Origin of the sequence: Bacillus paramycoides, assembly GCF_038971285.1 — a bacterium.
GTDB lineage: Bacteria > Bacillota > Bacilli > Bacillales > Bacillaceae_G > Bacillus_A.
Genome location: NZ_CP152427.1, coordinates 886158 through 911807, shown reverse-complemented (window position 1 = coordinate 911807; position 25650 = coordinate 886158). Strand labels below are relative to the sequence as shown.

The 25650-nt window shown below is 34.9% G+C and carries 16 protein-coding genes and 1 pseudogene; 5 read left to right on the top strand and 12 right to left on the bottom strand.

The window, feature by feature from the left end; translation table 11 throughout:
* Positions 1 to 23: 23 nt before the first annotated feature.
* Positions 24 to 326: pseudogene (locus AAG068_RS04640) on the bottom strand (L-2-hydroxyglutarate oxidase); the annotation flags it as partial.
* Between the two features lie 231 nt (positions 327 to 557).
* Here AAG068_RS04640 and AAG068_RS04635 point away from each other — a divergent pair.
* Positions 558 to 749 (top strand): YflJ family protein, encoded by a 192-nt coding sequence (locus AAG068_RS04635; RefSeq protein WP_342719708.1) that lies wholly within the window; start codon positions 558 to 560, stop codon positions 747 to 749.
* A gap of 203 nt (positions 750 to 952) precedes the next feature.
* Here AAG068_RS04635 and AAG068_RS04630 read toward each other — a convergent pair whose 3' ends face one another.
* From AAG068_RS04630 to AAG068_RS04610, 5 genes are all read right to left on the bottom strand, one after another.
* Positions 953 to 1906: a TRM11 family SAM-dependent methyltransferase gene (locus AAG068_RS04630; RefSeq protein WP_342718331.1), complete on the bottom strand. Its 954-nt coding sequence runs from the start codon at positions 1904 to 1906 to the stop codon at positions 953 to 955.
* A gap of 129 nt (positions 1907 to 2035) precedes the next feature.
* Positions 2036 to 3625: an N-acetylmuramoyl-L-alanine amidase gene (locus AAG068_RS04625; protein ID WP_342718330.1), complete on the bottom strand. Its 1590-nt coding sequence runs from the start codon at positions 3623 to 3625 to the stop codon at positions 2036 to 2038.
* A gap of 275 nt (positions 3626 to 3900) precedes the next feature.
* On the bottom strand, positions 3901 to 4950 hold the full coding sequence (locus tag AAG068_RS04620) for a M42 family metallopeptidase (RefSeq protein ID WP_342718329.1): 1050 nt from the start codon (positions 4948 to 4950) through the stop codon (positions 3901 to 3903).
* A 148-nt stretch (positions 4951 to 5098) separates the two neighbouring features.
* Entirely contained in the window at positions 5099 to 5425 is a 327-nt protein-coding gene (locus AAG068_RS04615) for a nucleoside triphosphate pyrophosphohydrolase (protein ID WP_001277353.1), read from the bottom strand.
* A 247-nt stretch (positions 5426 to 5672) separates the two neighbouring features.
* On the bottom strand, positions 5673 to 6461 hold the full coding sequence (locus tag AAG068_RS04610; protein ID WP_000454174.1) for an enoyl-CoA hydratase: 789 nt from the start codon (positions 6459 to 6461) through the stop codon (positions 5673 to 5675).
* 325 nt (positions 6462 to 6786) lie between these two features.
* Here AAG068_RS04610 and AAG068_RS04605 point away from each other — a divergent pair, with 325 nt between their 5' ends.
* Complete coding sequence (locus AAG068_RS04605) at positions 6787 to 8181, top strand: O-antigen ligase family protein (protein WP_342718328.1); 1395 nt, start codon at positions 6787 to 6789, stop codon at positions 8179 to 8181.
* A gap of 142 nt (positions 8182 to 8323) precedes the next feature.
* Here the strand turns inward: AAG068_RS04605 and AAG068_RS04600 are convergent, their stop codons facing one another.
* Complete coding sequence (locus AAG068_RS04600; protein WP_342718327.1) at positions 8324 to 9355, bottom strand: hypothetical protein; 1032 nt, start codon at positions 9353 to 9355, stop codon at positions 8324 to 8326.
* Between the two features lie 9 nt (positions 9356 to 9364).
* Entirely contained in the window at positions 9365 to 10822 is a 1458-nt protein-coding gene (locus AAG068_RS04595; RefSeq protein WP_342718326.1) for an MBOAT family O-acyltransferase, read from the bottom strand.
* A 226-nt stretch (positions 10823 to 11048) separates the two neighbouring features.
* Between AAG068_RS04595 and AAG068_RS04590 the strand changes: the two genes are divergently transcribed.
* Positions 11049 to 12464 (top strand): MBOAT family O-acyltransferase, encoded by a 1416-nt coding sequence (locus AAG068_RS04590; RefSeq protein ID WP_342718325.1) that lies wholly within the window; start codon positions 11049 to 11051, stop codon positions 12462 to 12464.
* Between the two features lie 24 nt (positions 12465 to 12488).
* The gene (patB1, locus tag AAG068_RS04585) at positions 12489 to 13679 is read left to right on the top strand and encodes a secondary cell wall polysaccharide O-acetyltransferase PatB1 (protein WP_342718324.1); all 1191 of its coding nucleotides are present in this window, start codon (positions 12489 to 12491) and stop codon (positions 13677 to 13679) included.
* 106 nt (positions 13680 to 13785) lie between these two features.
* Here patB1 and ea1 read toward each other — a convergent pair whose 3' ends face one another.
* From ea1 to AAG068_RS04565, 4 genes are all read right to left on the bottom strand, one after another.
* Entirely contained in the window at positions 13786 to 16374 is a 2589-nt protein-coding gene (ea1, locus tag AAG068_RS04580) for an S-layer protein EA1 (protein ID WP_342718323.1), read from the bottom strand.
* A 727-nt stretch (positions 16375 to 17101) separates the two neighbouring features.
* Positions 17102 to 19546 carry an S-layer protein Sap gene (sap, locus tag AAG068_RS04575; protein ID WP_342718322.1) on the bottom strand — a complete coding sequence of 815 codons (2445 nt, stop codon included), beginning with the start codon at positions 19544 to 19546 and terminating at the stop codon, positions 17102 to 17104.
* Between the two features lie 676 nt (positions 19547 to 20222).
* Positions 20223 to 21326 (bottom strand): polysaccharide pyruvyl transferase CsaB, encoded by a 1104-nt coding sequence (gene csaB, locus AAG068_RS04570; RefSeq protein WP_342718321.1) that lies wholly within the window; start codon positions 21324 to 21326, stop codon positions 20223 to 20225.
* 141 nt (positions 21327 to 21467) lie between these two features.
* Entirely contained in the window at positions 21468 to 22988 is a 1521-nt protein-coding gene (locus tag AAG068_RS04565) for a putative polysaccharide biosynthesis protein (protein ID WP_342718320.1), read from the bottom strand.
* A 282-nt stretch (positions 22989 to 23270) separates the two neighbouring features.
* Here AAG068_RS04565 and secA2 point away from each other — a divergent pair, with 282 nt between their 5' ends.
* Positions 23271 to 25637 carry an accessory Sec system translocase SecA2 gene (gene secA2, locus AAG068_RS04560; RefSeq protein ID WP_342718319.1) on the top strand — a complete coding sequence of 789 codons (2367 nt, stop codon included), beginning with the start codon at positions 23271 to 23273 and terminating at the stop codon, positions 25635 to 25637.
* Positions 25638 to 25650: the final 13 nt, after the last annotated feature.

Genomic DNA, 25650 nt, shown 5'->3' with positions numbered 1-25650 from the left:
CGCTATATACTATTTTTTCGAATTCAAGCCCTAATCCCCATCACATCCGACATCCACCTTACAATCTCATCCCCAATCTCTATACTTGCCGTTGCGGCTGGAGATAGTGTGTTGTAAATATACAAAAAGTTTATGCCAGGGATAATGCAAAAGTCATCAACCATATTACCGTTCGATAAGGTGGCTTGTGCCCTTACCCCTGCATGTGTTAGGACGATATCTTTTTCTGTTAGTTCTGGTATTAAGCGCTGTAAGTTTTTTAGGAATGATTGTTTACTACATGAGCGTACCATTTCTTTTATGCCTTCTTTCATGTTTGGTATCGCATTTTACGTTTTAAGAAAAAATAAAGAGAGCCCGAAAAACAAACGCATACAACCGCATTAAATTTTACTACCTCTATCCTTATGGATTGTCCTCCTGCTAAGGAAACTCAAGTAGAAAGAAGTTCATACATCAGAGCTTACAAGGAGGCTAATCACTGTCATCCGATAAATAAGTTAATCACATTATAAATAAACCGAATATTCAATATTAATTTGAGATGAAATTTCCAAATCACCCCAACATATACTGTTCAAAAGCAAAAAGGAAGTGATCCCATGTATTACGGAACAAAAGGCTGGTACGTAGCTGAACTAAAAAAATTAGGTGTGCGCTATCATGAAGGACGAAAGCTAGAAAGCTATCGCGGACACGTCTTACGTAATTTACTCATTGCACAACAAGAGAAATTAAAGGAACAGTAATATTCTAATGTAACGATATCGGCGATTCTCGGAATATATCAGCGATTCAGCACAATATATCAACGATTTTTTAAATATATCGACGATTCGACATGGAATATCGACTTACCGACAAATTCCGTCAAATCACTCCTCCATTCCACCAACCAATCACACATCAATACAAACTAAAAAAAGGTCACCCAACGGGTGACCTTCCTTTCTTATTCACAAACAAGAATTTGTCTAGAAAATGATCCTTTTTTTGTAACACAACGATCTGTAATTTCGAATCCTGCTTCATGGATCATGTCGTCCATTGTTTCCATCGTGACAACGACTACCTTTTTAGCGATGCGGCGCGCGCTTGAAAGAATAGAGAGCTGATCTTCTGGTGTTGCATGCGTAAATAAGTCGTACGGCATGTCAATAATGGCAACGTCATAGTTCTCAGTAATTTCCTCGATTGGACCTTTTGTTACTGTTCCTTCCAATCCGAAATGCGCGATATTTTTTCTCGTTCCAAGAACTACAAGTGGATTTATATCTCTACCAACGATGTTAATCCCCATAGAAAGTGCTTCTACTACTACTGTTCCAATACCGCAGCATGGATCAATTGCTCGTACTCCCTCTGGATTTGGCACCGCGATATTTGCAACTGATCTAGCAACACGTGTGCTAAGAGATGTGGAATAACTATGTGGTTTTTTTATGTGATGATACCAAACTGGTTCACTTTCTACATAGTGCCCAAAGTACCAGCGTCCTCCAAGAGGAACAATTCCAAATACACGCTCTGGATTACGAACATCCGCTTCTCCTTCAATATGCATGCCAAGGTCTCGTTCAATAAGACGTCTTTCTCCATATTCAATTTTATTCTCCCCAACAAGGTCATTGATTTTAACGAAGATTACTTTAAATGTCGCTCCTGCCAAATCAATTTGTTCTACTTGTTTTAAAATGCTTTCTAAGTCGTCTCCTTCGTACATAACCTCAACGCGCTCTTTTATAAACGCACTTCTACTTGGATCAATTTTGACATCACTTTTCAAAATATTAACGTGAGACTCCATTCCAAAGAACGAGCGCATTTCCAAGTAACATAAAGCACGCTCCTCCTCGCGAAATGCATACGTATATATACATGCAGGTGTTTTACTATGATTATTCAATCTATGATCATCCTCTATCGTTATAATTACAATACTTTTTCATATAAAGTTAAATGATATCACATGCCTGAAATAAAGAGAAACGTTAATAAATAAAAGAGACTGCCATTGGCAATCTCTTTTGATGTATTAACGGAAAGAAGATACGCTATTACCCTTCGCTTCGTAATAATCTAAAATACCTTGATAAATCGCTTCCGCTGCAGCTTGTCTCTGTTTTGGTGTAGCAATTTTATCTGCATCACTTTTATTATCTACAAATGCTAATTCTGTTAATACAGCTGGCATTGTATTTTCTCTAGTTACGTATAAGTCCTGATGTTTTATACCACGATCTTTTGTTCCAAGTGCTGCTACAAGACGGTCTTGAATTTTTTGTGCTAATAACATACTGTCTTCTACATGTGGATTCGTTACTTTTGCTCTTGCTGACTGATAATATAATGTTTCTGTACCTTGTCCATTTTTCTTTTCAGAACCATTGGCATGGATACTTACAAAAATATCTCCATTATGTTCCTGAGCAAACTCTACTCGTTTTTTCAATGAATCTGTTGAGTTTACTCCTGGACGTGTATTATCTGTACGAGTGAACATAACAGTAAATGGTGCCTTTTGCTCAAATATTTTCTTTAATCGTAATGATACATCTAATACCGTTTGACTTTCTTTCTCGTAATAACCAACATTACCCGAGTCAATTCCACCGTGACCTGGATCAATAATAATCGCTTTACCTTCTAAGAAGTTTTCTTGCTTCACTGGGTTTAATTGATTTTTATCAACCCACTGGAAACCAGCACCTACGCGGATACGAATCCAGCTACCACTCTCTTCCATAATCGTTACTGTTTGTGCATTATATGTACCTAGCACTTTAGAACTATGTGAAGCTAATTCATATGCAGTAAAGTCTTGGTTAATCGTTTCTGTTTTTTCTTGTATAGGTGTCCACTTCTCACCTTTACTTGTTACAATTTTTAACCAGCCGTCTGCTCTTTGTTCTTTCACTACAACCATTTGTGGCTTATGCTGAACATCAGTAATACCAGATGATAATGATGGTTGATGATATGTAATAAAGTTTCTGTTCATATACATTCTTTTTGATGTATCTGTTTTATTTTTATCAGCCATCGCAATGAACTGAGCCGCTTCCGCACGAGTTACAGTTCCTTCAGGCTTCCAGCCATTTTCCGTACCTTTAGAAATCTCTAAAGCTACTAAAATATTAGCTTGTTTCTTACCCCAATGAGGTTCCAAATCTTTAAACTGTGTTGGAAGTTCCCCAATAATTTTCTTGTCTAATGAGTATGCTTGTACTAACATAGATGCCATAGATGCACGGTTAATTTGGCTTGATGGATTGAATTTACCAGTACCATCTCCAGTAATTACACCTGCTTTTTCCACTGCAGCAATGTACGGAGCTGCCCAATGGTTTTGTGCATCTTTAAAAGATGGCTTTGCTTTTGGATCAATTGGTAACCCAAGAACGACTGCTAAGATTTTTGCAGCTGATCCTCTATCTACTGCTTCAGATGGAGAAAACGTTCCATCAGGCTTTCCATCAAGCGCTTTTTTTCCTACTAAATAATCAACTGATTCTTGCGCCCATGTAGGAACATCCGAAAACTTCTTCGCTGCTGCGAAACTACTTACTGGAGACGATAATAAACTTGCGGCTAAAATACCTGCCGCGACTGCACGATACTTCATAAAAAATAATACTCCTCTCAACAATCATTATTTAATAACGCGTAATCTTAATATATAAATTATGGTAAATTAAGACAAAAAAAATTAGTGCGCCTCTATTATTTTATAATACTCCAATTATGTAGTAAACCTACTTTCTTAATATTGTAAAATAAATTACAATTAATTTACTTTTTGTTGAAACCAGTCGTTCAAACTAGTTTTAAATCGATACACCTATGTCGATTTCTCTGCAAATAAAAAATAGGCTTACCTCAGGCAGCCTATTTCTTTTCTTATTCCGCAATCATCTCTGATAATACATATGCATAAACCAGTGCTTCTGTATGAGCAATTGAACTTTCATGTGTACGCTCAAATGCATGGGAAGAATCAATACCCGCTCCAATTAGTGCATGTTTCACATCAAATCCAGCGTGAATCGCAGCTGATGCATCCGATCCATAGTACGGATAAATATCTACTTTATATTCAATATTGTTCGTTTTCGCAAGCTCTACTAAATGTTTACGCAGTGCATAATGATACGGACCGCTAGAATCTTTTGCACAAATAGATACTGTATATTCATCAGATGCTTGTCCATCACCTAACGCTCCCATATCAACCGCTAAATATTCAATCGTTTCTTCTGGAATGTTAGAATTACCACCGTATCCAATCTCTTCATTATTAGAAATTAAGAAATGAGTTGTATATGGTAATGTTACGTTTTCGTCTTGTAATCTTTTAATTAATTTTAATAGAATTGCAACACTTACTTTGTCATCTAAATGACGCGATTTTATGTATCCACTCTCTGTAATTTGAACGCGCGGGTCAAATGAAACGAAGTCTCCTACTTCAATACCTAATTCGCGCACTTCATCAGCTGAAAATACACGCTCATCAATACGAACTTCTATATTTTTCTCATCTCGTTTCGCTTCACCTGCATCTTTATATACATGCACAGATGTTTGATGCATTAAAATCGTCCCTGTATACGTCTTACCACTCGACGTTTCAATTTCGCAATATTCCCCTTCTACAGAGTTCCAGCGAAATCCACCAATCATAGAAAGACTTAGACGACCGTCAGGCTTAATTTCTTTCACCATCGCACCTAATGTGTCAACGTGTGCTGTTAATAAACGATGCTGTGCATCATTTTTCCCTTTTACCGTTAAAATAAGAGCGCCTTTATTGTTACGCTTCGTTTCTACATTCCACTCACTTACATAGTTTTCAATAAAACGAATGATCTTCTCTGTATTTCCAGACGGACTCGGAATAGAGACAAGCTCCTTAATCAGTTCCATCGTTTCTTTCGCGTGATGTGCCATTGTCGTTTCCTCCTCATTTTCTCTACTATTCAGTATACCGAATTTACTATAAATCCTCTACTAACATGGCTTAATTTTCTAAATTTTATTAAAATTTACGTTAACAAAAAACATAGCGCTATTTATGAACACTATGTTTTCTATCAAACTATTCTTCTGAAACATCTAATAAATAAATGCCTCTTTCAAACCCACCGCGTTCTATTTCTTTTTGCTTACGAAGACGTTCTACATCTTCAATTGTTGCACCTTCTGCACGCGCTAATGAAATAATTACTTCCAGTGCATCTGCAAGAGAATCAAGTGCATGTTCACGTTCTTTCATAGAAGCAAATTCACGAATTTCTTCCGTTCCAATTTTCGCTAAAGCTTGTATGTATGCTTGTCCTGTTAACTTTTGTGCTGTATATGTTTTTCCAGACATTAAAATCTTCTCTGGAACACGATCTCTTACTAACTTGTTATATGCTGACATCATTCATCCTCCTATGTTTAATAACATCCGAGCTCTGCTTTATAGAAAAACCATTTTTTCTTCACGCATGCACTAAGCATATCAATTCCTGATCCATGTGCCCTTACGTGAGGAAAAAAATAGTGCTCTGACTCTTCTTCCTTACCATAAAAAAGTGCTAACACAATTATACTAAAATGTGTTAGCACTTTCTCCCCTTTACCCTAAATTAACCGGTAGTAAAACTACCCTTCATTAAAATTTCACTTTATTCTCCTTTAAATGCTGGTAAACGTTTTTCTAAAAATGCAGCAATGCCTTCTTTATGATCCGCTGTTTGTCTCATCGCATATTGGCCGCGTTTTTCAAGTTGCAGCGTTTGTTCTAAATTGGAGCGATTTACTTCACATAAAATTTGCTTCGTTTGAATCATCGCTTTAATTGGCTTTTGTGACCATTCACTAATTTTTTGCTTCACAGCCGTTTGGAAATCTTCGCCGATTACTTCATCAATTAAACCGATATCAAGCGCTTCTGTCGCTGATAATTTCTTTCCTTCCCAAATAATTTGCTTCGTCATATTTTCACCAACGCGCTTTTGCAGGAAGAAATGGCCGCCGCCATCTGGAATTAAAGCGATTCCAATAAAGTTCATCGCAATAATGGATGAAATATCCGCCATCACATAGTCAGCTGTTAATGCAATGCTTAATCCAAGACCAGCAGTTGGTCCATGAATCGCACTAATAACAAGCTTCGGCATCGTGTATAAAGTCACGACAACTTCAGAAATAGTATTCATAATACCATCAAACTTGCTTTCATCATTACTTGAAAGCATCGATTTAATATCTCCGCCCGCAGAAAAACCGCGGCCGTTCCCGCATAACACAACAATGTGTGCAGAACTCTCCGCTACTTCTTTCAGTTTTTGTAATAACTCTTTTAACGTTGGCTCATCTAATGCATTTAACACCTCTGGGCGATTGACCATAACCGTTGCAACGTGCCCTTCATATTTCACAATGACAGATTCTGTTTTACTTGTTACTTCCATTATATACCCCTCTTTTCTACACAAAGATTATACTTATATAATTATAGAAGGAAGGTGAAAAACCCTTCTTTTTTCTTAATTTTCTGTCTAATAATCTCGTAATTTGTATATAACTTTGTATAAAACATACAATTTCGTTAAAAAATATAGAAATTAAAGTCGGTTTATCCATGCTTTTCATCTATTTACCATTGCAATGAAATGGTGTATTCTTAAGTTTGATGCAAAAAACAAATATTGAAATTCATTCGCCTTACTATATAAAAAAGGCTTTATGCCCATCTCTTGGGTGTTGAAATAAAGGAATGAAGAACTGGAGGAACATATGGTTAATAAGTTGAAACAAACGGATAACTACTTCCCAAATTTCCTATTGCTATTCATTGCGTTTCAACCAATTTTAGATTTATTAACATCTTTTTCAATCTATGTATTACACATGAGCGCAACAGTTGGAATTGTAGTCCGTTTCGCCTTTATGCTTCTTGCATTAGGATACCTACTTCTTCATCATAAACAACAAGATGCGAAAAAGTACATTCTCTATTTATGTTTACTCGGAATTGCACTGGCAATCGGTCTTGTAAATAATATGATGGTTAAATCTCCAGTTTCATTTGGAGAAGAAGTTAAATTTATTTTAAAGAGCATATATCCAATTGTGCTACTGTTTGGATATACTATCATCTTTAAAGAGCTAAAAAATAAAGAATATGTGTTTCATAAAATCATTACATATTTCTTATATGCAACTTTAATTTTAAGCATCACAATGATTGTCGCAATACAAACTGGCACTGATTTCCCAAGCTATCCTCACTCAAAAATTGGCTCAAGAGGTTGGTTCTTTGCTGGAAATGATTTAAGTGCTCTCTTCGCGATTATGTTCCCAATCGTTGTCTTATATTCGATTTATAAAACAACTTCTTTCTCGAAAATATATTACTGGATTCCAACAATACTTGCGATGTATGCAAGTATTATGGTCGGAACAAAAGTTGGATATGGTGCAATTGTGCTAACATTAGGCGTAGCACTTTTCTTCTCGTTCATTGAATATATGATAAACCGTAAAAAAGAAAAAAAAGGATTCACATATCTTGTAAACACCATCGTTGCAGCAGTTGTACTAGGAGGTTTAATTGTTCTTACACCGCATACTCCTATCGCAAAAAATATGGGAATCCACATGCAAATATACGAATACAAAAAATCAGTACAAGAAGAACAAGATAGAAAAGAAGGAAAAGTAATTAAAGAAGATCCAGAGGATGCAAAAAAACACGCAAAAGGTGAACTAACAGACTCTGAAGTGAAGAGTTTAATTTATAGTGATCGCGACAAATTCTTAAAAGTATACAAACAATACTATAAAGAAGCACCGCTCTCACAAAAACTTTTTGGAATGGGTTACGCTGGTAACTACACAGTTAAAATTAAATTAATTGAAATGGACTTCCATGACCTATTTTTCGCCTTTGGAATTATCGGTTTCCTTATTTACTTAATACCGCTTCTATACTTCGGTATTAAACTATTCATCCGCATGATCACAAACTTTAAGAAAATTATAACCGTAAAATATATGCTATTAGCTAGTACACTCATCCTATCACTTGGCATTGGCTTTATGTCCGGTCACGTATTAACAGCGCCATCTGTTAGCATTTTCTTCGTCGTTATACTTGCCTACTTAATTGTTGATTTAGAAATAGAATAAGAAAGAAGCAGCATCTATTTGGATGCTGCTTCTTTCTACTCCAGTCATAATTGGTTTTGCTCGCTTAATTAAATTTTTTGTGGACTGCTAAAAAAGATCGAATCACATTACAATTCGATCTTTGAAACAAAACTATTTCTTTCTATTGAAACGATGCATGAATCTGCTCCAACACCTCATCAATATTATCCTTCGTAATAACAATACCGAAATCTTTCGGCACATTATGATCTTCTTCATTTACAACTTTATGTGCAATTATCTTTCCGACTTCTGGTCTGAAATGATGACCATCCATATAATTATCTAAGTTCTTTGTTACGGAATTTAAATACATGAAATGATGTACTTCTCCAAATACATCAACAGCATCATGGAGCCATCTTTTATAATCTTCCCAACGTCCTGATTGAATCATCGTACGGAACAATGGCTCTGAAACAGGCGTTGTAAAAATATAAAACTTCGTATTCGGATTATGGGATTTTACAGTACCTAATATTTCCTTCATATTTTGATACTCATAATTCCCGCCATAAATCTCTCTACTAAATTTATCTACTTGCGCGGCAATTTGTGTGTCACGCTCTTCTTTCGTATACTCACGCATCGATTTTATGTTATCGCGATTATATACATCAATGGTCTTATTGTGATGAATGGAGTTTTGAATTGTATTTCGAGAATATGTAATCCCATCCATACTCACATACGATTTAATTGGATATAGTAAGCTTTGCGCCTCATTAATATATACTTCTGGCTTTTCAAAACCGATTTCTCTATTTTTATTCGTTCCAAGGAAATCTAAACCAATTACAATAGACGATAATTCACTACCTTTTCGCTCTTTTGCATATTCAATGTACGCATCGTACTCACGCGGATCTGTACTACTTACCGCATAATTAAATGCGTTTAATCCGGTAAAATCATTTTCATTGATAAACGTTGTTCTACTACTTCCAAGTATAACGCCATCATAAGTAAACGGACGATATGTTATATAATTCGTTTTTTGTTGTCTCTCATTAAATCCAAACTGAACATCATTCCACTTATTTTTATGCGAGAATAACCAAAGTGAATCTGCATAGCCGTTAAATATTCCAACACCTGCAAGTGGAACAAAAACACATACAAAAACGAAAATAAGCCACTGTTTATTTTTCATATTCTCCACCTAGAAATTAAAGTATAAAAACTCACTAATACTCGTTAAATGTAGCACACTATACACAAGTAATATTGCAGTAAATAACGCCGTCCATACTGTCGGGCGGAATGAGTCTTTTAACTGAATTGAATTTTTTAAGAAGAAGCTAATACATAATGCTCCGAAAATATATGCTACTATTTCCGTATTTAATAATGAAACATGGTATGCTTCAGTGAATGAAACACCGTACTCTTTTAAAAATTGTAGTTTTTCAATCATAAATACTGGGAACACGCTATTTGCTAGTTCGAATCCATTAAATCCAAACATTCCTTTTAACACCTTCACCGCATCATGCATCGATGTTGCTCTAAAGAATACCCACGTTATATTGATGAAGAAAAATGTCACGAGCCATCCTGCCCAGGCCGGCATGCGCCCTCCTGCTTTATTCCACAAACGATGAACGACAGAAGCTAATCCGTGCAGAAATCCCCAGAAAATAAATGTCCAACCAGCGCCATGCCAAATTCCACTTATTAAGAAGACAATCATAATATTGACGTATGTGCGCGTAATACCTTTTCGATTTCCTCCAAGAGAAATATACACATATTTCGTTAAAAACTGGCTTAATGTCATATGCCAGCGATGCCAAAAATCTTGTATACTCACCGCTTTATAAGGAGAATTAAAGTTTTGGGGCAATTTAATATTAAACATTAACGCAATCCCAATTGCCATATCGCTATATCCGCTGAAATCAAAGTATAACTGGAATGTAAACGCTAATGATGAAAGCCACGCTTCAACAAATGTTAGCGACTGCTGTACATCAAATCCTTCTCGTACGACAGGAGATAAAACGTCTGCAATCCCTACTTTCTTGAAAATACCGATGGCAAATACAAAAATACCGAGAGTGATATAATTGGATTGCCAACGCTTCTTACTACGATCAGCAAACTGCGGCATAATTTGTGCATGGTGTACAATTGGTCCTGCAATAAGTTGCGGGAAAAATGTTACGAACAGAGCGTAATCAAGAAAATGACATGCCTCCGTTTCCCCACGATACGTATCTACTAAAAACGCAATCTTTTGGAATGTATAGAAACTAATCGCAAGCGGTAACGTTAATGATAGTAATGTAAAATGAGTTCCAAATAACGAATTCACATTTTGCAAAAAGAAATCATAATACTTGAAATAACTAAGCATTCCTATATTAAATATTAAGCCTACTGTTAAAAGGAGTTTACTCTTATGCTTTACGAGCCTCATTCCGATAAAGTAGTTCACAATGAGCGATATTAACATAAGCGGCAAATATTTTATATTCCAATAACTATAGAAAAATAAAGATGCTGCCACAAGCCAAGCTTTCGCTAAAGTAGTTTGTCCCAATTTATTTAATAGAAAATATAAAAGAAATGCTATCGGTAAAAATAAAAAAATAAACTCAAACGAGTTAAATAACACACCATCTCTTCCCTTCTAAACAAATCACACCTTATTCATCTTATCTTATCCAGATAGTGGGTGTCAAAAGGATTCCATACCGCTTTCCTTCTATTATATAGAATAATTATTTTAATCGAATTATTAACATGCTAAAATATTAAAAGCACTATTATAAAAAAGACTATATAATAGATATGTCGGTTTTTTTGTACGAAATGTATTTCAAAAAAGTGAGGAGAGTCCTTTGGTATTTAGTAGTTCAATTTTCTTATTTATCTTTTTACCTCTCGTATTATTTCTCTATTTTATAGTGCGTGCCGAGCTACGTAATTTCGTATTACTTGCATTTAGTTTAATTTTCTATGCATGGGGCGAACCGCGTTTCGTTCTTTTAATGCTCTTTTCCATCTTATTAAACTACTGCTTCGGCCTACTCGTGCATCATTATGATAAACGAAAAAATATGAAAGTCACATTTTTAATTATGGCTGTGGTCGGAAATATTTTATTACTTTCTTATTTTAAGTATATTTCCTTTTTCACAGACATTTTAAACAACGTATTGCACTTATCTATTCATGTGGAACCTATTCCACTACCAATTGGAATTTCATTTTATACATTCCAAGCGATGTCCTATGTCATCGATATATACCGTAAAGATGGGGATGTTCAAAAAAATCCACTTAACTTAGCGCTATATATCTCTATTTTCCCTCAGCTTATTGCCGGACCAATTGTTCGTTACAATATCGTCGCTGAGCAAATTAAAACGCGCATCCACTCTTTTGAACGATTCACAGAAGGTATTCAAATTTTCGTTCTCGGATTAGCAAAAAAGATATTAATCGCTAACCAAGTTGGGTTTGTCGCTGATAAAATTTTTGCCTTACCACCATCTGAAATAAGTGTTGGAACAGCATGGATCGGTATTATCGCCTATACCTTGCAAATTTATTTCGATTTCTCAGGGTACTCTGATATGGCAATTGGACTTGGAAAAATGTTCGGATTTGATTTCCCAAAAAACTTCAACTACCCATACATCTCTAAATCTATTTCAGAGTTTTGGAGAAGATGGCATATTACACTTGGCTCTTGGTTCCGCGATTACATATATATCCCGCTCGGCGGAAACCGCGTTTCAAAACTAGCGAATTATCGTAACCTCTTCATCGTATGGGGATTAACTGGTTTATGGCACGGAGCGAGCTGGACCTTTATCGCCTGGGGCTTATATTACGGCTTTATTATTTCAATTGAAAAAGCTGGATTTGAAAAAATATTAAACAAACTATGGAAACCGCTGCAACATGCATACGTATTAGTAATCGTTATGATCGGTTGGGTCTTCTTCCGAGCTGACAACTTCGCTTACTCGTTCCAATATTTAAAAGCGATGTTCGGCATAGGTGGGCAATCTTTCATCGATGACAATACAATGTTATACGTACATGAATACATTATCGTATTTCTCATCGCCTTTATCGCAGCGACACCAATTTTAAAACGAATGAAAAACATACTAGAACTTGCACCAAAAACGTATATGTTCACAATACAATTTGTACGCCCTATATTATTACTAACATTATTTATGATTTCGGTTATGTACTTGATTAACTCAACATATAATCCATTTATTTATTTCAGGTTTTAACTGATCTAGGAAGGAAAAGTTATTATGAAAAAATTGGGGAACCTTATCCTGTTTATCGGTTTTCTCACCATTATCTTTTCATTTGGCATATTATCGTTACTCAAAGCAGACCGCGACATTTCACCAGTTGAAAATCGGCCGCTCGCTCAAAAACCAGCACTTACGAAAGAAGCGCTCCTAACTGGTAGCTTCTTTAAAGATTTTGAAACATACACAAATGATCAACTAATCGGAAGAGATGAGCTTATTAAAAACTATACGATTGCTCAAATTAATATGGGGAAATCTCTCATTAACGACATTATTTTAACTGATGATAAATGGCTCCTGAAAAATCCGGCGTGGACAAAAAAATATAATGAAATTGACCAATCCATGCCTGCTATAAACGATTTATCTCAGTTTTTAAAAGAACAAAACGTTGAGTTTTACTTTGCTTTACCACCGTCAAAAACGAATGCATTATCATTTAAATTACCTTCTCATATTCACACATATGCACAGGACAATTTAAATTACTTTCTAAAGAAACTACCAGCTGACATAAAGCCAATAAAACTTATGGAACACTTTAAAAAGAACTATACGAACGCAGAAATACAGGACATGTATTTCAAAACAGATCATCATTGGAATATGGACGGTGCCTTCTTAGGCTACCAATATATAATGAACACAATTGGGCAACAATCTTCTATATATAAAGGAAAAGAAATAAAAAAAGACGATTATATTCGTACATGTGCGCAAAACAAACATTTAGTTGGAAGCTTCAACAACCAACTATACCAACTCATAGATGCAAATGGTGAAAAATTGTGCTACTACACACCGAAAGACAGTTTCAACTTCACAAGTGTGATGGCAAAAGATGTGCAAGGTAATGTTCATCAAAACTTAGATGAACTATACGGCATAGAAAAACAAAAAGATACAACATCATACGCAGGTTATTACACGGACGACTATCCAGAAATCGTTATCGAAAATAACAATGCACCAAATGAAGTACGCGCCTTAGTCCTAAAAGACTCATTCGCAAACGCAATCGTGCCACACTTAGCACAAAGCTTTAAACATACATCCATCCTCGACCTGCGTCACTATCACGAAAAAGATGTATATCAATACATTCAAGACAACAACATTAACATGGTATTGTTTGTGTATGGTGATTCGAATTTGAGTGGGGATATGTTTAAGTTTAAGAAATAGAAAGAAGCCTTTTGTACATGTACAAGAGGCTTCTTTCTATTAACAGATAATAAAAAAATCAGTAGGGATGAATCCCCACTGATTTTTCACCTTATCTATAATCGACTTATAGATTTGGGTTGTTAAGAACGTTTACGTGTACAGCTTGTGAACCGATTTCGCTTGTAATAACATCTTTATCTTTTAATACTTTGAATACTAATGTACCTTTGTCAGTGTACTTAGTAGTTAAAGTATCATAAAGGTCTGCCTTAAAGTTTGGAAGTGCAGAATCACTTGTTTGAGATACTGTTACATCGCCAAGTTTTACATCGCCAGCGTTAAATACAGCATCGCCGTTTCTATCTAAGTAAAGTTTACCTTGCTCGTCACCAGATTTTACAACACGTACTTTATGTTGTGTTTCTTTCGTTAAGTTAATACCTTTTACGATATCATCAAGGTTACTCTTCTCAAGCTCTAATACAGTACCGATGTTGATTTTCTTCTCAACAAAGTTTTCTGTTTGAACTGGCTTGAAGTTTACAGATTTAATAGCGATTGTTTCTTGAACGATTTCAATTGTCGCTTTACCAGCAGTTGCACCATTTTTCGTTAAGTGGATATCAACTTTACCTGGTGCTTTACCTGTTACAACAACTTTATTTCCAACAATCTTAGCTTCAGCTACAGCTGGATTTTTAGACTCAACTACATAACCTTCTAAGTTTTCAGGATCAGAGTATACGCGATCTGAAGTGTACTTAGATAATTGATATTCAACTTTGTTAGAAACATTTAGGTCAAGTTTTGTATCAGGTGATTGGCCATATTGACCTACTTTAGATACAAGTTCAAAGTTTTTAAATGCAACGTTACCTTCTGTTACATTCACATATAATGAACCTAAAGTAGCTCCATTAGCATTTTGGAAGTGAACTGTACCTTCGCCTACTTCGTTACCTGTAACCGATACAGTTTTTGTACCAATTGAGCCAGCATCAGTTGTTACTACATCTAATCCACCTTCTGCAACTACACCTGTTTTTGGAAGAACTTCTTTAATTGCAGCTGAGTTAGCACCAAATGGATCGCCATATTGGTCAGTTGTTACGAATGTAACAGGTAATGTTTTATTTTGAACAACTTGTAATTTGTCTGGGTTAGCTTTTACTGATACTAATTTACGAGAATCAGTCGTTACTTTAAATTTAACATCTTTCGTTACGTCACCTACTTTAATAGTAAGTGTAGCTTCACCAGCAGCCTCAGCAGTAATGTAGTTGTTTACTACAGAGATAATACCGTGGTTTGAAGATTTGATGCTAATTGATCCTGGATCAACTACTTTATCTTCTCCAGCAATTGTAGCAACTAATTTATTAAGAGATGCTTTTTCACCAACAACTAAGTTTTGGCTATTTAAAGCAAAGTCTTTACCAGCAAGCTTGCTACCATAGTTTACAGCACCATCATTATCAGCATCTACCGCAAATACAACATTTTTAATTGCAGAAGCTGGCGTATCAAGGTTTTTCACTGTAATAATACCAGTGTTAGAAACTGTTAAACCACCGCGTTTTGTAACTTGTACTTCTACTTTGTACTCACCTTGCTTAATGCCAACAGCTAATTTACCTGTAGTAGAAGTAGATTCTCCACCTTCAAAGATGTTTGCTGCTGAACCATCTAAGTTATTTGCTACAAATTTGACGTCATGATCTGCTAAGTTTAAGTACTCAACATCAGCGTTACCTTTTTCATCGTTTAATTTGAAAGCAACTGTTTGACCAGCACGATCATCATCAAATGTAAGTTTTTCTACTGCTAATTTTTTCACTTCGTATACGAATTTCGTTACGAATGATTGGTTTTTCACTTTTACAGTAAGGTCTTTATTTGGAGCTACTTTACCACCAAGTGTTACAACTGCAGAAGTACCATCAGCACTTGCTTCAATCGCAACTGCTTTGTCTCCTTCAAGAGTTACATCATCAGCAGAAAGTTTGTCTAAGCCAGTACCTGTTAATGTTAATTTCGCTGGTTCAAAAACTTTCACATCAGTTACATATGCTTGTTCATTATCTTTTTTACCATATTTTTCATCTGTTAATGCGATAAATTGAGCTGCTTCTGCACGAGATACAGATTTATTCGGCTCCCATTTATCACCAGTACCTACAGAAATTCCAAGGTTGATTAGGATGTTTGCTTTTTCTTCACCCCAATGATCTAATAAATCTTCAAATGTCGTAACTAACTCGCCGTTAACTTTATCTTTTAAGTTATAAGCACTTACTAACATAGAAGCGAAAGAAGCACGGTCAATCTTTCCATTTGGATAGAAGTTTTCTTTGCCGTCACCTTTAACGATACCAGCTTTTTCTACTGCTGCAATATATTTAGCAGCCCATGTATTTTTAGCATCTTTGAAAGAAGGTTGAGCATTTTCATCAACTGGTAAATTTAAAATTTTAGTGAAGATTACAGCTGCAGAAGCACGATCGATTGATTCGGTTGGACCATATGTACCGTCTGGCTTACCTATAATTGCACCTTTATCTACTAAGTAGTTAATAGAACCTTCTGCCCAATGTCCAGCTGGAACGTCTGGGAATGATTTACCTGCTGCTGCTACTGGAGATACAACACCGGCTACCATTGCTGCTGTCATTGTACCTGCGATTACTTTTTTGTAAGAGTTAGTCTTTGCCATTTTATAAATTTCCTCCTTCAGGAATATGCTACTAGTTTCACATCATATTAAATTTGAAAACTAGCTAGTTAGAAAAGCCATAAAACAATAAAAACATAAAACAAAAATACTATAATGAAAAGTAGTTCACATAAAAAATGATACAAACCGTTAGATGTAAATATAAGGTTTAAATACCATTTTCTGAAACAAGTTCATCATACTATACAAAACTATTCGTTATCAAGAACTTTCTCAAAAGAAGATTCGACACATTCTGATAATTCAGTCTTTTTATCGTATCATTATGATATTAATAATACTCAAATATAGAAATGAACAAACTGTTTTTCCTACAAACCACTCTCACTGCGCTTCGTATATTTTTCATATCGAATATACAATTGGAATTATAGCACATATTTCCACTTCATCACCTAAATGTTTTTTACAATAAATACAATTTTCAGACTACATTCGACTAAAGTTATTATTTTTCGACATTTTATTCTTCTTTTCGAATGTTTTTTTAACAAAAAAAGGTGTGAATTTACAAATAATTTACATATTAATGAGGTATTCTTCTATTTTAGAAAGCGTTTTCTATTTGTTTCTCAATAAAACCATTCCCTTCACTCTCAAGTGTATATGAAATAAGTGCAAAATAAAAAGCCTATGATACTCATAGACTTTTGTCTATTTTCTCATAGGCTTTTATTGATCATTTCATGTATCAAATGACTTTTAATTATTTTGTTGCAGGTTTTGCTTCTTTAATAGAAACTGCAACTTGTACAGCTTTATCGAATTCCACTTTTTGTGTTTTTCCTTCTTTTACAACTGTCAGGTTTTTCACATAGATAGATGTTGCACCTTTTGCACCAACTGTACCATTTTCAGCTACAACATTTGTGTCAGCAGAAACAAATTCTACATTAGAAACTGTTGCTTTTGCTGTAGTTGCAGGTACACCATCAACAGATAAGATATTTAAAAGTGCAGCTTTTAAATCAGCATTTGGAGCTACTTCTTTAAGAGATGTGCTTGTAAATTCTACTGCTAATCTTTTAGCAGTTGGTGCTGTATCAACAACTTTGAATGAATGAGTTGTGATTAATTTACCATCTAGTACAACTGTTACTTTATAAGTTTCACCAGCTTTTGCACCTTGACCAACAGTAATTACACTGTTATTTTGTACAGTAACTTGTGCATCAGTTGCAGCTACTTCTTTACCTTCTTTGTTTGTTGTTGTTACTTTTAGTTCAGCTGCTTCTGCACCTTTTAATACTAATCCATTTGCATCTACAGGAAGAACTGAAACAGTCATTGCATTCTTTTGATTTTCCTCAGTAACATATTTATCTAATTCTTTTTCTAAACCACGAACTTCGAATTTAGAGAATACACCTGGAGCTTTTAATTCTAGAGCTAATGTAGCTTTTGCTTCTTTTTCACCAGATTTTGCAGTTAATACAACTGTATAATTACCAGCTTCTTGACCTGCTGCATTCAGAACTAATTCTTTGTTCACATATTTAGCTTCTAATTTTTGCTCTTTTAATTCTTTACCATCTTTATCAAGTACTTTCACTGTTACAGGAGCTGTAAACTCTTTACCGTATTGATCTAGTACTGGAGCTTTTACTTTTAAATCTGTTACATCTTTTGTAGAAAGCGCTACGTTAGTTTTTTCTAATTTAATTTCTTTCATTGCTTTTTGAGCAAAAGCTTCAATTTCAACTGTTTTTGAAACAAGCTCTTTACCATTTGCATCTTTAACAGTTACTTTTACTGGTGCTTTTCCTGCAGATAATACAGTTACTTTACCAGTAGCTTTATCTACTACAGCAACTTCTGTGTTTAATGACTCATATTCAACTTTTCCAGTTGTTACTGCATTAAATTGATCTTTCAACTCTACTTGAACGTAAGCGTTGTCGCCTTCGTAAACTTTATTGTTTTGTTTGAAATCTTTAGAAGTAAAGTCAGCTTTATTTTGTTCTGCAACTGTCCAGTTAGAGATTGAAGCTACTGCAGCACCTTCAGCAGAAACTTTTACTGTTTTACTTTCAGCTACTACTTTACCGTCTTTTTTATAAACAGCTTTTACAGTAGTTGAAGTACCTTTTGCTAAAGTGATTTCACCTTTTGCATTAATTTTTTCTGCAGCTGGAGTTACAAATTCGATACCTTCTGGTGAAACAACTTCAGTACCGTTTTCATCTTTGACTGTGAATTGTAATGCAGTTGGCTCATCAGCTACAACTGTTTGGTCAGCCATTTCGATTGTTTTTGCTTCTAAAGAACCTACAACTACTTCAGCTTTACCAGCTTTGTTTACATCTACAGTGTAAGTTTGTTTAGCTGCTAAGTTACTATATAATTCAACTGTAGCAGATTTTTTATCTTCTGATAAAGTTACTTCTTTAACTAATACTTTATCGTTGTTAGCTTTGTTAGTTACTTTGATATCTTCTTTAGTTAACTTTTCAACAGCTTTGTTGAATTTAACTTCTACTTTTTGAGTTGTAACTGCTTTTGCAGATTCAACTGTTGTTGCTGTTGTACCGAACTGCTTGTCAGTCTTAGCAATAAATTGAGCTGCTTCTGCTTTAGTTACAGATTTATTTGGCTCCCATTTGTCGCCAGTACCAACAGAGATTCCTAATTTAACTAGGATGTTAGCTTTATCTTTACCCCAGCTATCTTTTAAATCATCGAATTTAGTTTCTAGAGGACCGTCTACTTTAGTATCTAATTTGTAAGCTTCTACAAGAAGAGATGCCATTGAAACGCGGTCGATTTTTCCAGTTGGATCGAATACGCCTTCGCCTTTACCTTTAACAACGCCAGCTTTTTCTACAGCTGCGATGAATGGAGTATACCATTGGTTTTGAGAGTCACCGAAAGATGGTTTAGCATCTTTATCGATTGGTAAGTTTAAGATTTGAGCCATCATTGTAGCTGCTTCTGCACGAGTGATTTCTTTTTCAGGCTCGAACATTCCTTTGTCGTTACCTTTAACTGCGCCTTTTTCTACTAAGTAGTTAATAGAATCAATTCCCCAGTGATCAGCTGGAACGTCTGGGAATGTTTTACCTGCTGCTGCTACTGGAGAAACAACACCTGCTACCATTGCTGCTGTCATTGTACCAGCGATTACTTTTTTGTAAGAGTTAGTCTTTGCCATTTTATATATTTCCTCCTTAGGAATGTAATACTAGTTCCATAAGTTTTTAAATAGCTATTCTATTTATTTTTGAAACTAGTAGATATAAATGTGGTTAAAGTATTTCTAATACAGAATAATAGAATATCCTGTATTATAGAATTACAAAAAATCATACACCCTTTTCATCTAATTTAAAATAGTAAATTCGACAAAATAGTGAATTTTCGCAATTCTAAACGATCGTTTTTCGACTTTTATTTTAAAAGACTCAGATTATAAAATCAGAATATTTTAAATGAACAGAAAAACGCGTCAGAATTACATTTTGAACAATCTTCTTATAACCATTTACAACTATAACAGAAAAAGGTTTCCAATTACAACATCTAGCTATATAGATATTACGACATTAATCGACAACCTATTTTTCTATAATTCGACATTTTTCTAAGCATTAAATTTTTCAAAATCACTATACCTATTTTCTTATAATTTACTAAATAAAACGTTTAATCCTAACATTCTCTATATATTAATGTTAGGATTTTTAAACATACATCTTATCTCTCAAACTTCTTTTTTTATGAGCATAAGTTTACAATCATTTACGTAATTCGACATTTTTCTACAAATATATTTTTTCTTTCGACATTTTATTTTTTTCAAAAAATAAAAAAGAGGATGTCCTCTTAAATTAAGATTCCATTCCTCTTTTTTTCAACTCTTTTGAATTCAAGTCACTTATGATATATCGAGACGCTGTTGAAATTTGCTCTCGCAATTCTTCTATCCTTTGTTCCAATGTTGCTTGTACATATTCTTTTTGTTCTAGTTGCTTCATTGCGACATTATACAAAGTTTCAGCTGTCCAATCACCATCTACGTTTCCGATAATCGGCTGATTTACTTGTTGTAAAAATGAATCGATCTTTGGATCATATGAAATACCGACCACAGGAATATTAGCAACCGCAGATAGTATGAGCGCATGAAGTCTCATACCGATTAGAAGCGAACATTCCGACAAAATTGAAATTTTTTCATGAATGTCCAACTTATATGGAAGCATATGAGCTTCTTCCCCCATTAAGTTAATAATATCGCGTGATGCATTTTGATCAAATGGTCCATGCATTGGTACGAATAAAATGTGGTATCCATCACGCTTAAATTTTTTCAGCGTATCTGCTAACTTCTTCATATAATCTTCTTTCGCGTCCCAATACCTCACACTAACTGCAATTACTTTCCCTTGAATCGAATGTTTTTGCAGCCACTCCGACTTCATTCCTTCTGGTTGACATGCCAATACTGGATCTGGAACTAGTTCGATATCCTTCTTAATACCAATCTCTTTTAAATACAAAAATGAATCTTCATCACGAACTGATATATATTCCGCTTTTGATACTTGCCATTTCACTAATAAACGATTTTGTCTTTTCGTAATTGGACCAATTCCTTGCGCATAAATATAATACGGCTTCTTCAAAAAACGAGCAATTCGCATAATACCTGTATAGTACAAAATACTTTTAATACTCGTTTTATCTTGCAGGAGGCTTCCCCCTCCGCTAATTAAGCCATTACTTCTCTTTATTTCCTTATAAATCGCTCTTATATCCCAACGATTTACTGCCTCTACACCGTACATTTTCCTTGTATAGTCGGGGTCATTCGAAAGTACAACAAGCTCAAGAGTAGGATCCTCTTCATGTAGCGCTTTAATAATTGATTGCAAAATTGCTTCGTCCCCAACATTATAAAAACCATAATATCCTGATAAAACTAACCGCACTCTTAATCTCCTCCAACATTTCGCAATCAACTTTTTGTCATGCAACAAATTGCTATCAACTCTTTAATAAGAAAAGTTGGATAACTTCAAATTGATTTCTTTCACAAACATATAAATAGCCATACTCATTTATGGACTCATTTACTTACGTAAAAATGGAATTTGCTTTTTGGATATCCAGTTCAACTTTAATGCGCATATGCCATATATGAACAAGGCCAAACAAAACGCTAAACCACTATATATTATTGCGATAATTCTAGAATCTACCACATTTATGAAAGTAGATGTGAAATATAATCCTATCCCCACTATACTAGATACTCCAATTACAGCAAAAAATCTCCCCACGCGAATCGAATAAGCCAATTCTTTTCGAATGTATATATAGTTTACGATACAAATCATGATATATATGATAAGTGTACTATAAGCCGCACCAGTTATGCCAAATTGACTTACAAGTACTATATTTAATATGACTTTTATAAAACTCGCTCCAACAACGATCCACGCCGCTTGCTTAGAACGGTTAATTCCTTGCAAAATCCCTATTGATAATACCATAAGTGATGTGAAATACGAACTACCAATTAAAATAGCTAACATTCCGCTCCCTTTAGCATCTGTAAACAATCCAACATTTAACGGAATTGTAAGTGCCATGAGCCAGATTGTTATTGGTGTTGTTAAAACATGAGCAAGCTCGTTTGTTCGTTCAATTGTTTGTTTTGCTAACGTTATATCTTTCTTTGTTAATGCAGCAGTTAATAACGGGATTAATGGAAATACCATCGCACTTGCAAACACGACAATTAATTGTGTAAACGCAAAGCCACGACTATATATACCAAATTGTTCTTGAATCGTTGTAGTAGATTCATGCAACATATGTGGAATCGTTACAGAATCAACTAAATTTAACACCGGCATCGATAATGCTCCAATTGCAATTGGAATCGAAACCTGAAGTATCTTTTTTGCATTATGTTTAAAATCTTGTAGTGAATATGTATGACTTTTATAACGATATATACTTTTTACATACTTCGATCTCAAATAGATAAGTGACGTAATTACCCCAAGGCAAGAACCAATCATTGCGCCGCCTGTTACAACATCACTATCTTTATTCCAAGATACAAATAAGAATGCAATTGCTAACATAAAGAAAACACGAATGAACTGCTCAATTACTTGTGACACCCCGGTAGGAATCATATCTCCAAAACCTTGGAAATACCCTCGATATACCGCCATATATGGTGCGATTAATAACGCAAACGAAGTTACAATTAATGGGAGTCTCGTATCTTGTCCACCAAGCATATTTGCAAACATACTTGATCCAATCATAATAACTGAAAATCCAAGCACTCCAAATATTACCCCAATAATAGATGCTGAAGTAAATAGTTTGGCAATTCCGGCCTGGTCATTCCTCTCATGAAGTTCAGCGATTAACTGTGATATCGCTAGCGGTACTCCCGCTACTGATAAAGTTAAAGCTATCATATACACAGGAAACACAAGACGAAAAATCCCCAGCACTTCATCTCCTGCTATATTTTGTAATGGGATTTGAAAAAAACTTCCCAACACTTTCGATAGAAACGTTGTAATCGTTAAAATCGCAGCGCCTTTCACAAACTTATTATTCATCTTCTAGCTCTTTTCTTTCAATATATAATTTCCATACCTATTACATCATAAAACGAGATAACTATATTCTTCTCTTTTTTGAAAAATTTCACTTTATCTCATTTAGCTATCATACCAAATTTCTTATACATTGAATACTCTCTTTCTTTCTAGGTTTTAAATATAGTATGTACAATAACACCTTATTTATATCCAGTTTTTTCTTCAATTTACTACTTCTACTTATTCGGGATAAACATGTGCTATAATGTAGCTATTGTCAGTAAGAGGAGTGTTTACAACATGCTGAATTCGGTAAAAAAGCTGTTAGGAGATTCTCAAAAGAGAAAACTAAAAAAATATGAACAACTTGTTCAAGAAATTAATAATCTAGAAGTAAAACTATCTGATTTATCTGATGAAGAATTACGTCATAAAACGATCACATTCAAAAACATGCTTCGTGACGGAAAAACAGTGGATGATATAAAAGTTGAAGCGTTCGCTGTTGTACGTGAAGCAGCAAAACGTGTACTTGGATTACGTCACTACGATGTGCAGTTAATTGGTGGTCTTGTACTATTAGAAGGTAATATTGCAGAGATGCCAACTGGCGAAGGAAAAACATTAGTTTCTTCTCTTCCAACGTACGTACGTGCTCTTGAAGGAAAAGGCGTTCACGTGATTACTGTAAACGACTATTTAGCAAAACGAGATAAAGAATTAATTGGCCAAGTTCATGAATTTCTAGGTTTGAAGGTTGGATTGAATATTCCTCAAATTGATCCTTCTGAAAAGAAACTTGCTTACGAAGCTGATATTACATATGGTATTGGAACAGAATTTGGCTTTGACTATTTACGTGATAATATGGCTGCTTCAAAAGATGAGCAGGTGCAACGTCCCTATCATTTTGCTATTATCGATGAGATTGATAGCGTTTTAATTGATGAAGCGAAGACGCCTCTTATTATCGCCGGTAAGAAATCAAGTAGCTCTGATTTACACTATTTATGTGCAAAAGTTATTAAGTCATTCCAGGATACTCTTCATTACACATACGATGCAGAAACGAAATCTGCTAGTTTTACAGAAGACGGTATTACAAAAATAGAAGATTTATTTGATATCGATAACCTATATGATTTAGAGCATCAAACTTTATATCATTATATGATTCAAGCATTACGAGCTCATGTCGCTTTCCAATGTGATGTTGACTATATTGTACATGATGAAAAAATTCTACTTGTAGATATTTTCACGGGCCGCGTTATGGATGGTCGCTCTTTAAGTGATGGTTTACACCAAGCTCTTGAAGCAAAAGAAGGCTTAGAAATCACAGAAGAAAACCAAACACAAGCGTCCATTACAATTCAAAACTTCTTCCGTATGTATCCAGCATTATCTGGTATGACAGGTACAGCAAAAACGGAAGAAAAAGAATTTAATCGTGTATATAACATGGAAGTTATGCCGATTCCGACAAACCGTCCTATCATTCGTGAAGACAAAAATGACGTCGTGTACGTAACAGCTGATGCTAAATATAAAGCTGTACGTGAAGATGTTCTAAAGCACAATAAACAAGGACGCCCGATTTTAATTGGGACAATGTCGATTTTGCAATCAGAAACTGTTGCTCGTTACTTAGATGAAGCGCATATTACATATCAATTATTAAATGCAAAAAGTGCAGAACAAGAGGCCGATTTAATCGCAACAGCTGGACAAAAAGGACAAATCACAATTGCGACGAATATGGCCGGACGAGGTACTGATATTTTACTAGGTGAGGGTGTCCATGAACTTGGTGGATTACATGTAATTGGGACAGAACGCCATGAATCAAGACGCGTTGACAATCAGCTAAAAGGTCGTGCTGGTCGTCAAGGAGATCCAGGTAGCTCTCAGTTCTTCCTTTCTCTAGAAGATGAAATGCTAAAACGTTTCGCACATGAAGAAGTCGAGAAATTAACGAAATCACTGAAAACAGATGAATCAGGACTTATTCTCACTTCTAAAGTCCATGATTTCGTGAACCGTACACAATTAATTTGTGAAGGTAGCCATTTCTCAATGCGTGAGTACAATTTAAAGTTAGACGATGTAATCAATGACCAACGTAACGTTATTTATAAATTACGTTATAACTTATTACAAGAAGATACAAATATGATTGAAATTATTATTCCAATGATTGATCATGCTGTAGAAGCCATTTCTAAGCAATACCTTTTAGAAGGTATGCTTCCGGAAGAATGGGATTTTGCTAGTTTAACAGCAAATATAAAAGAAATTTTACCAGTAGAAAACATGCCATCACTATCAGCGAATAATGTACATTCACCGGAAGATTTACAATCCGTTTTGAAAGATACATTATCTCTTTATAAAGAGCGTGTAAATGAACTAAATAGCAATACTGATTTACAGCAGTCGCTACGATATGTTGCCCTTCATTTCCTAGATCAGAACTGGGTCAATCACTTAGATGCAATGACCCACTTAAAAGAAGGCATCGGGCTAAGACAATATCAACAAGAAGATCCTACTCGTCTGTATCAAAAAGAAGGTTTAGATATCTTTTTATACACATATGGTAATTTCGAAAAAGAAATGTGCCGCTATGTTGCAAGACATTTAGGTGTTCCTGAAAACGTACAATAACGAGGTGAAAGAT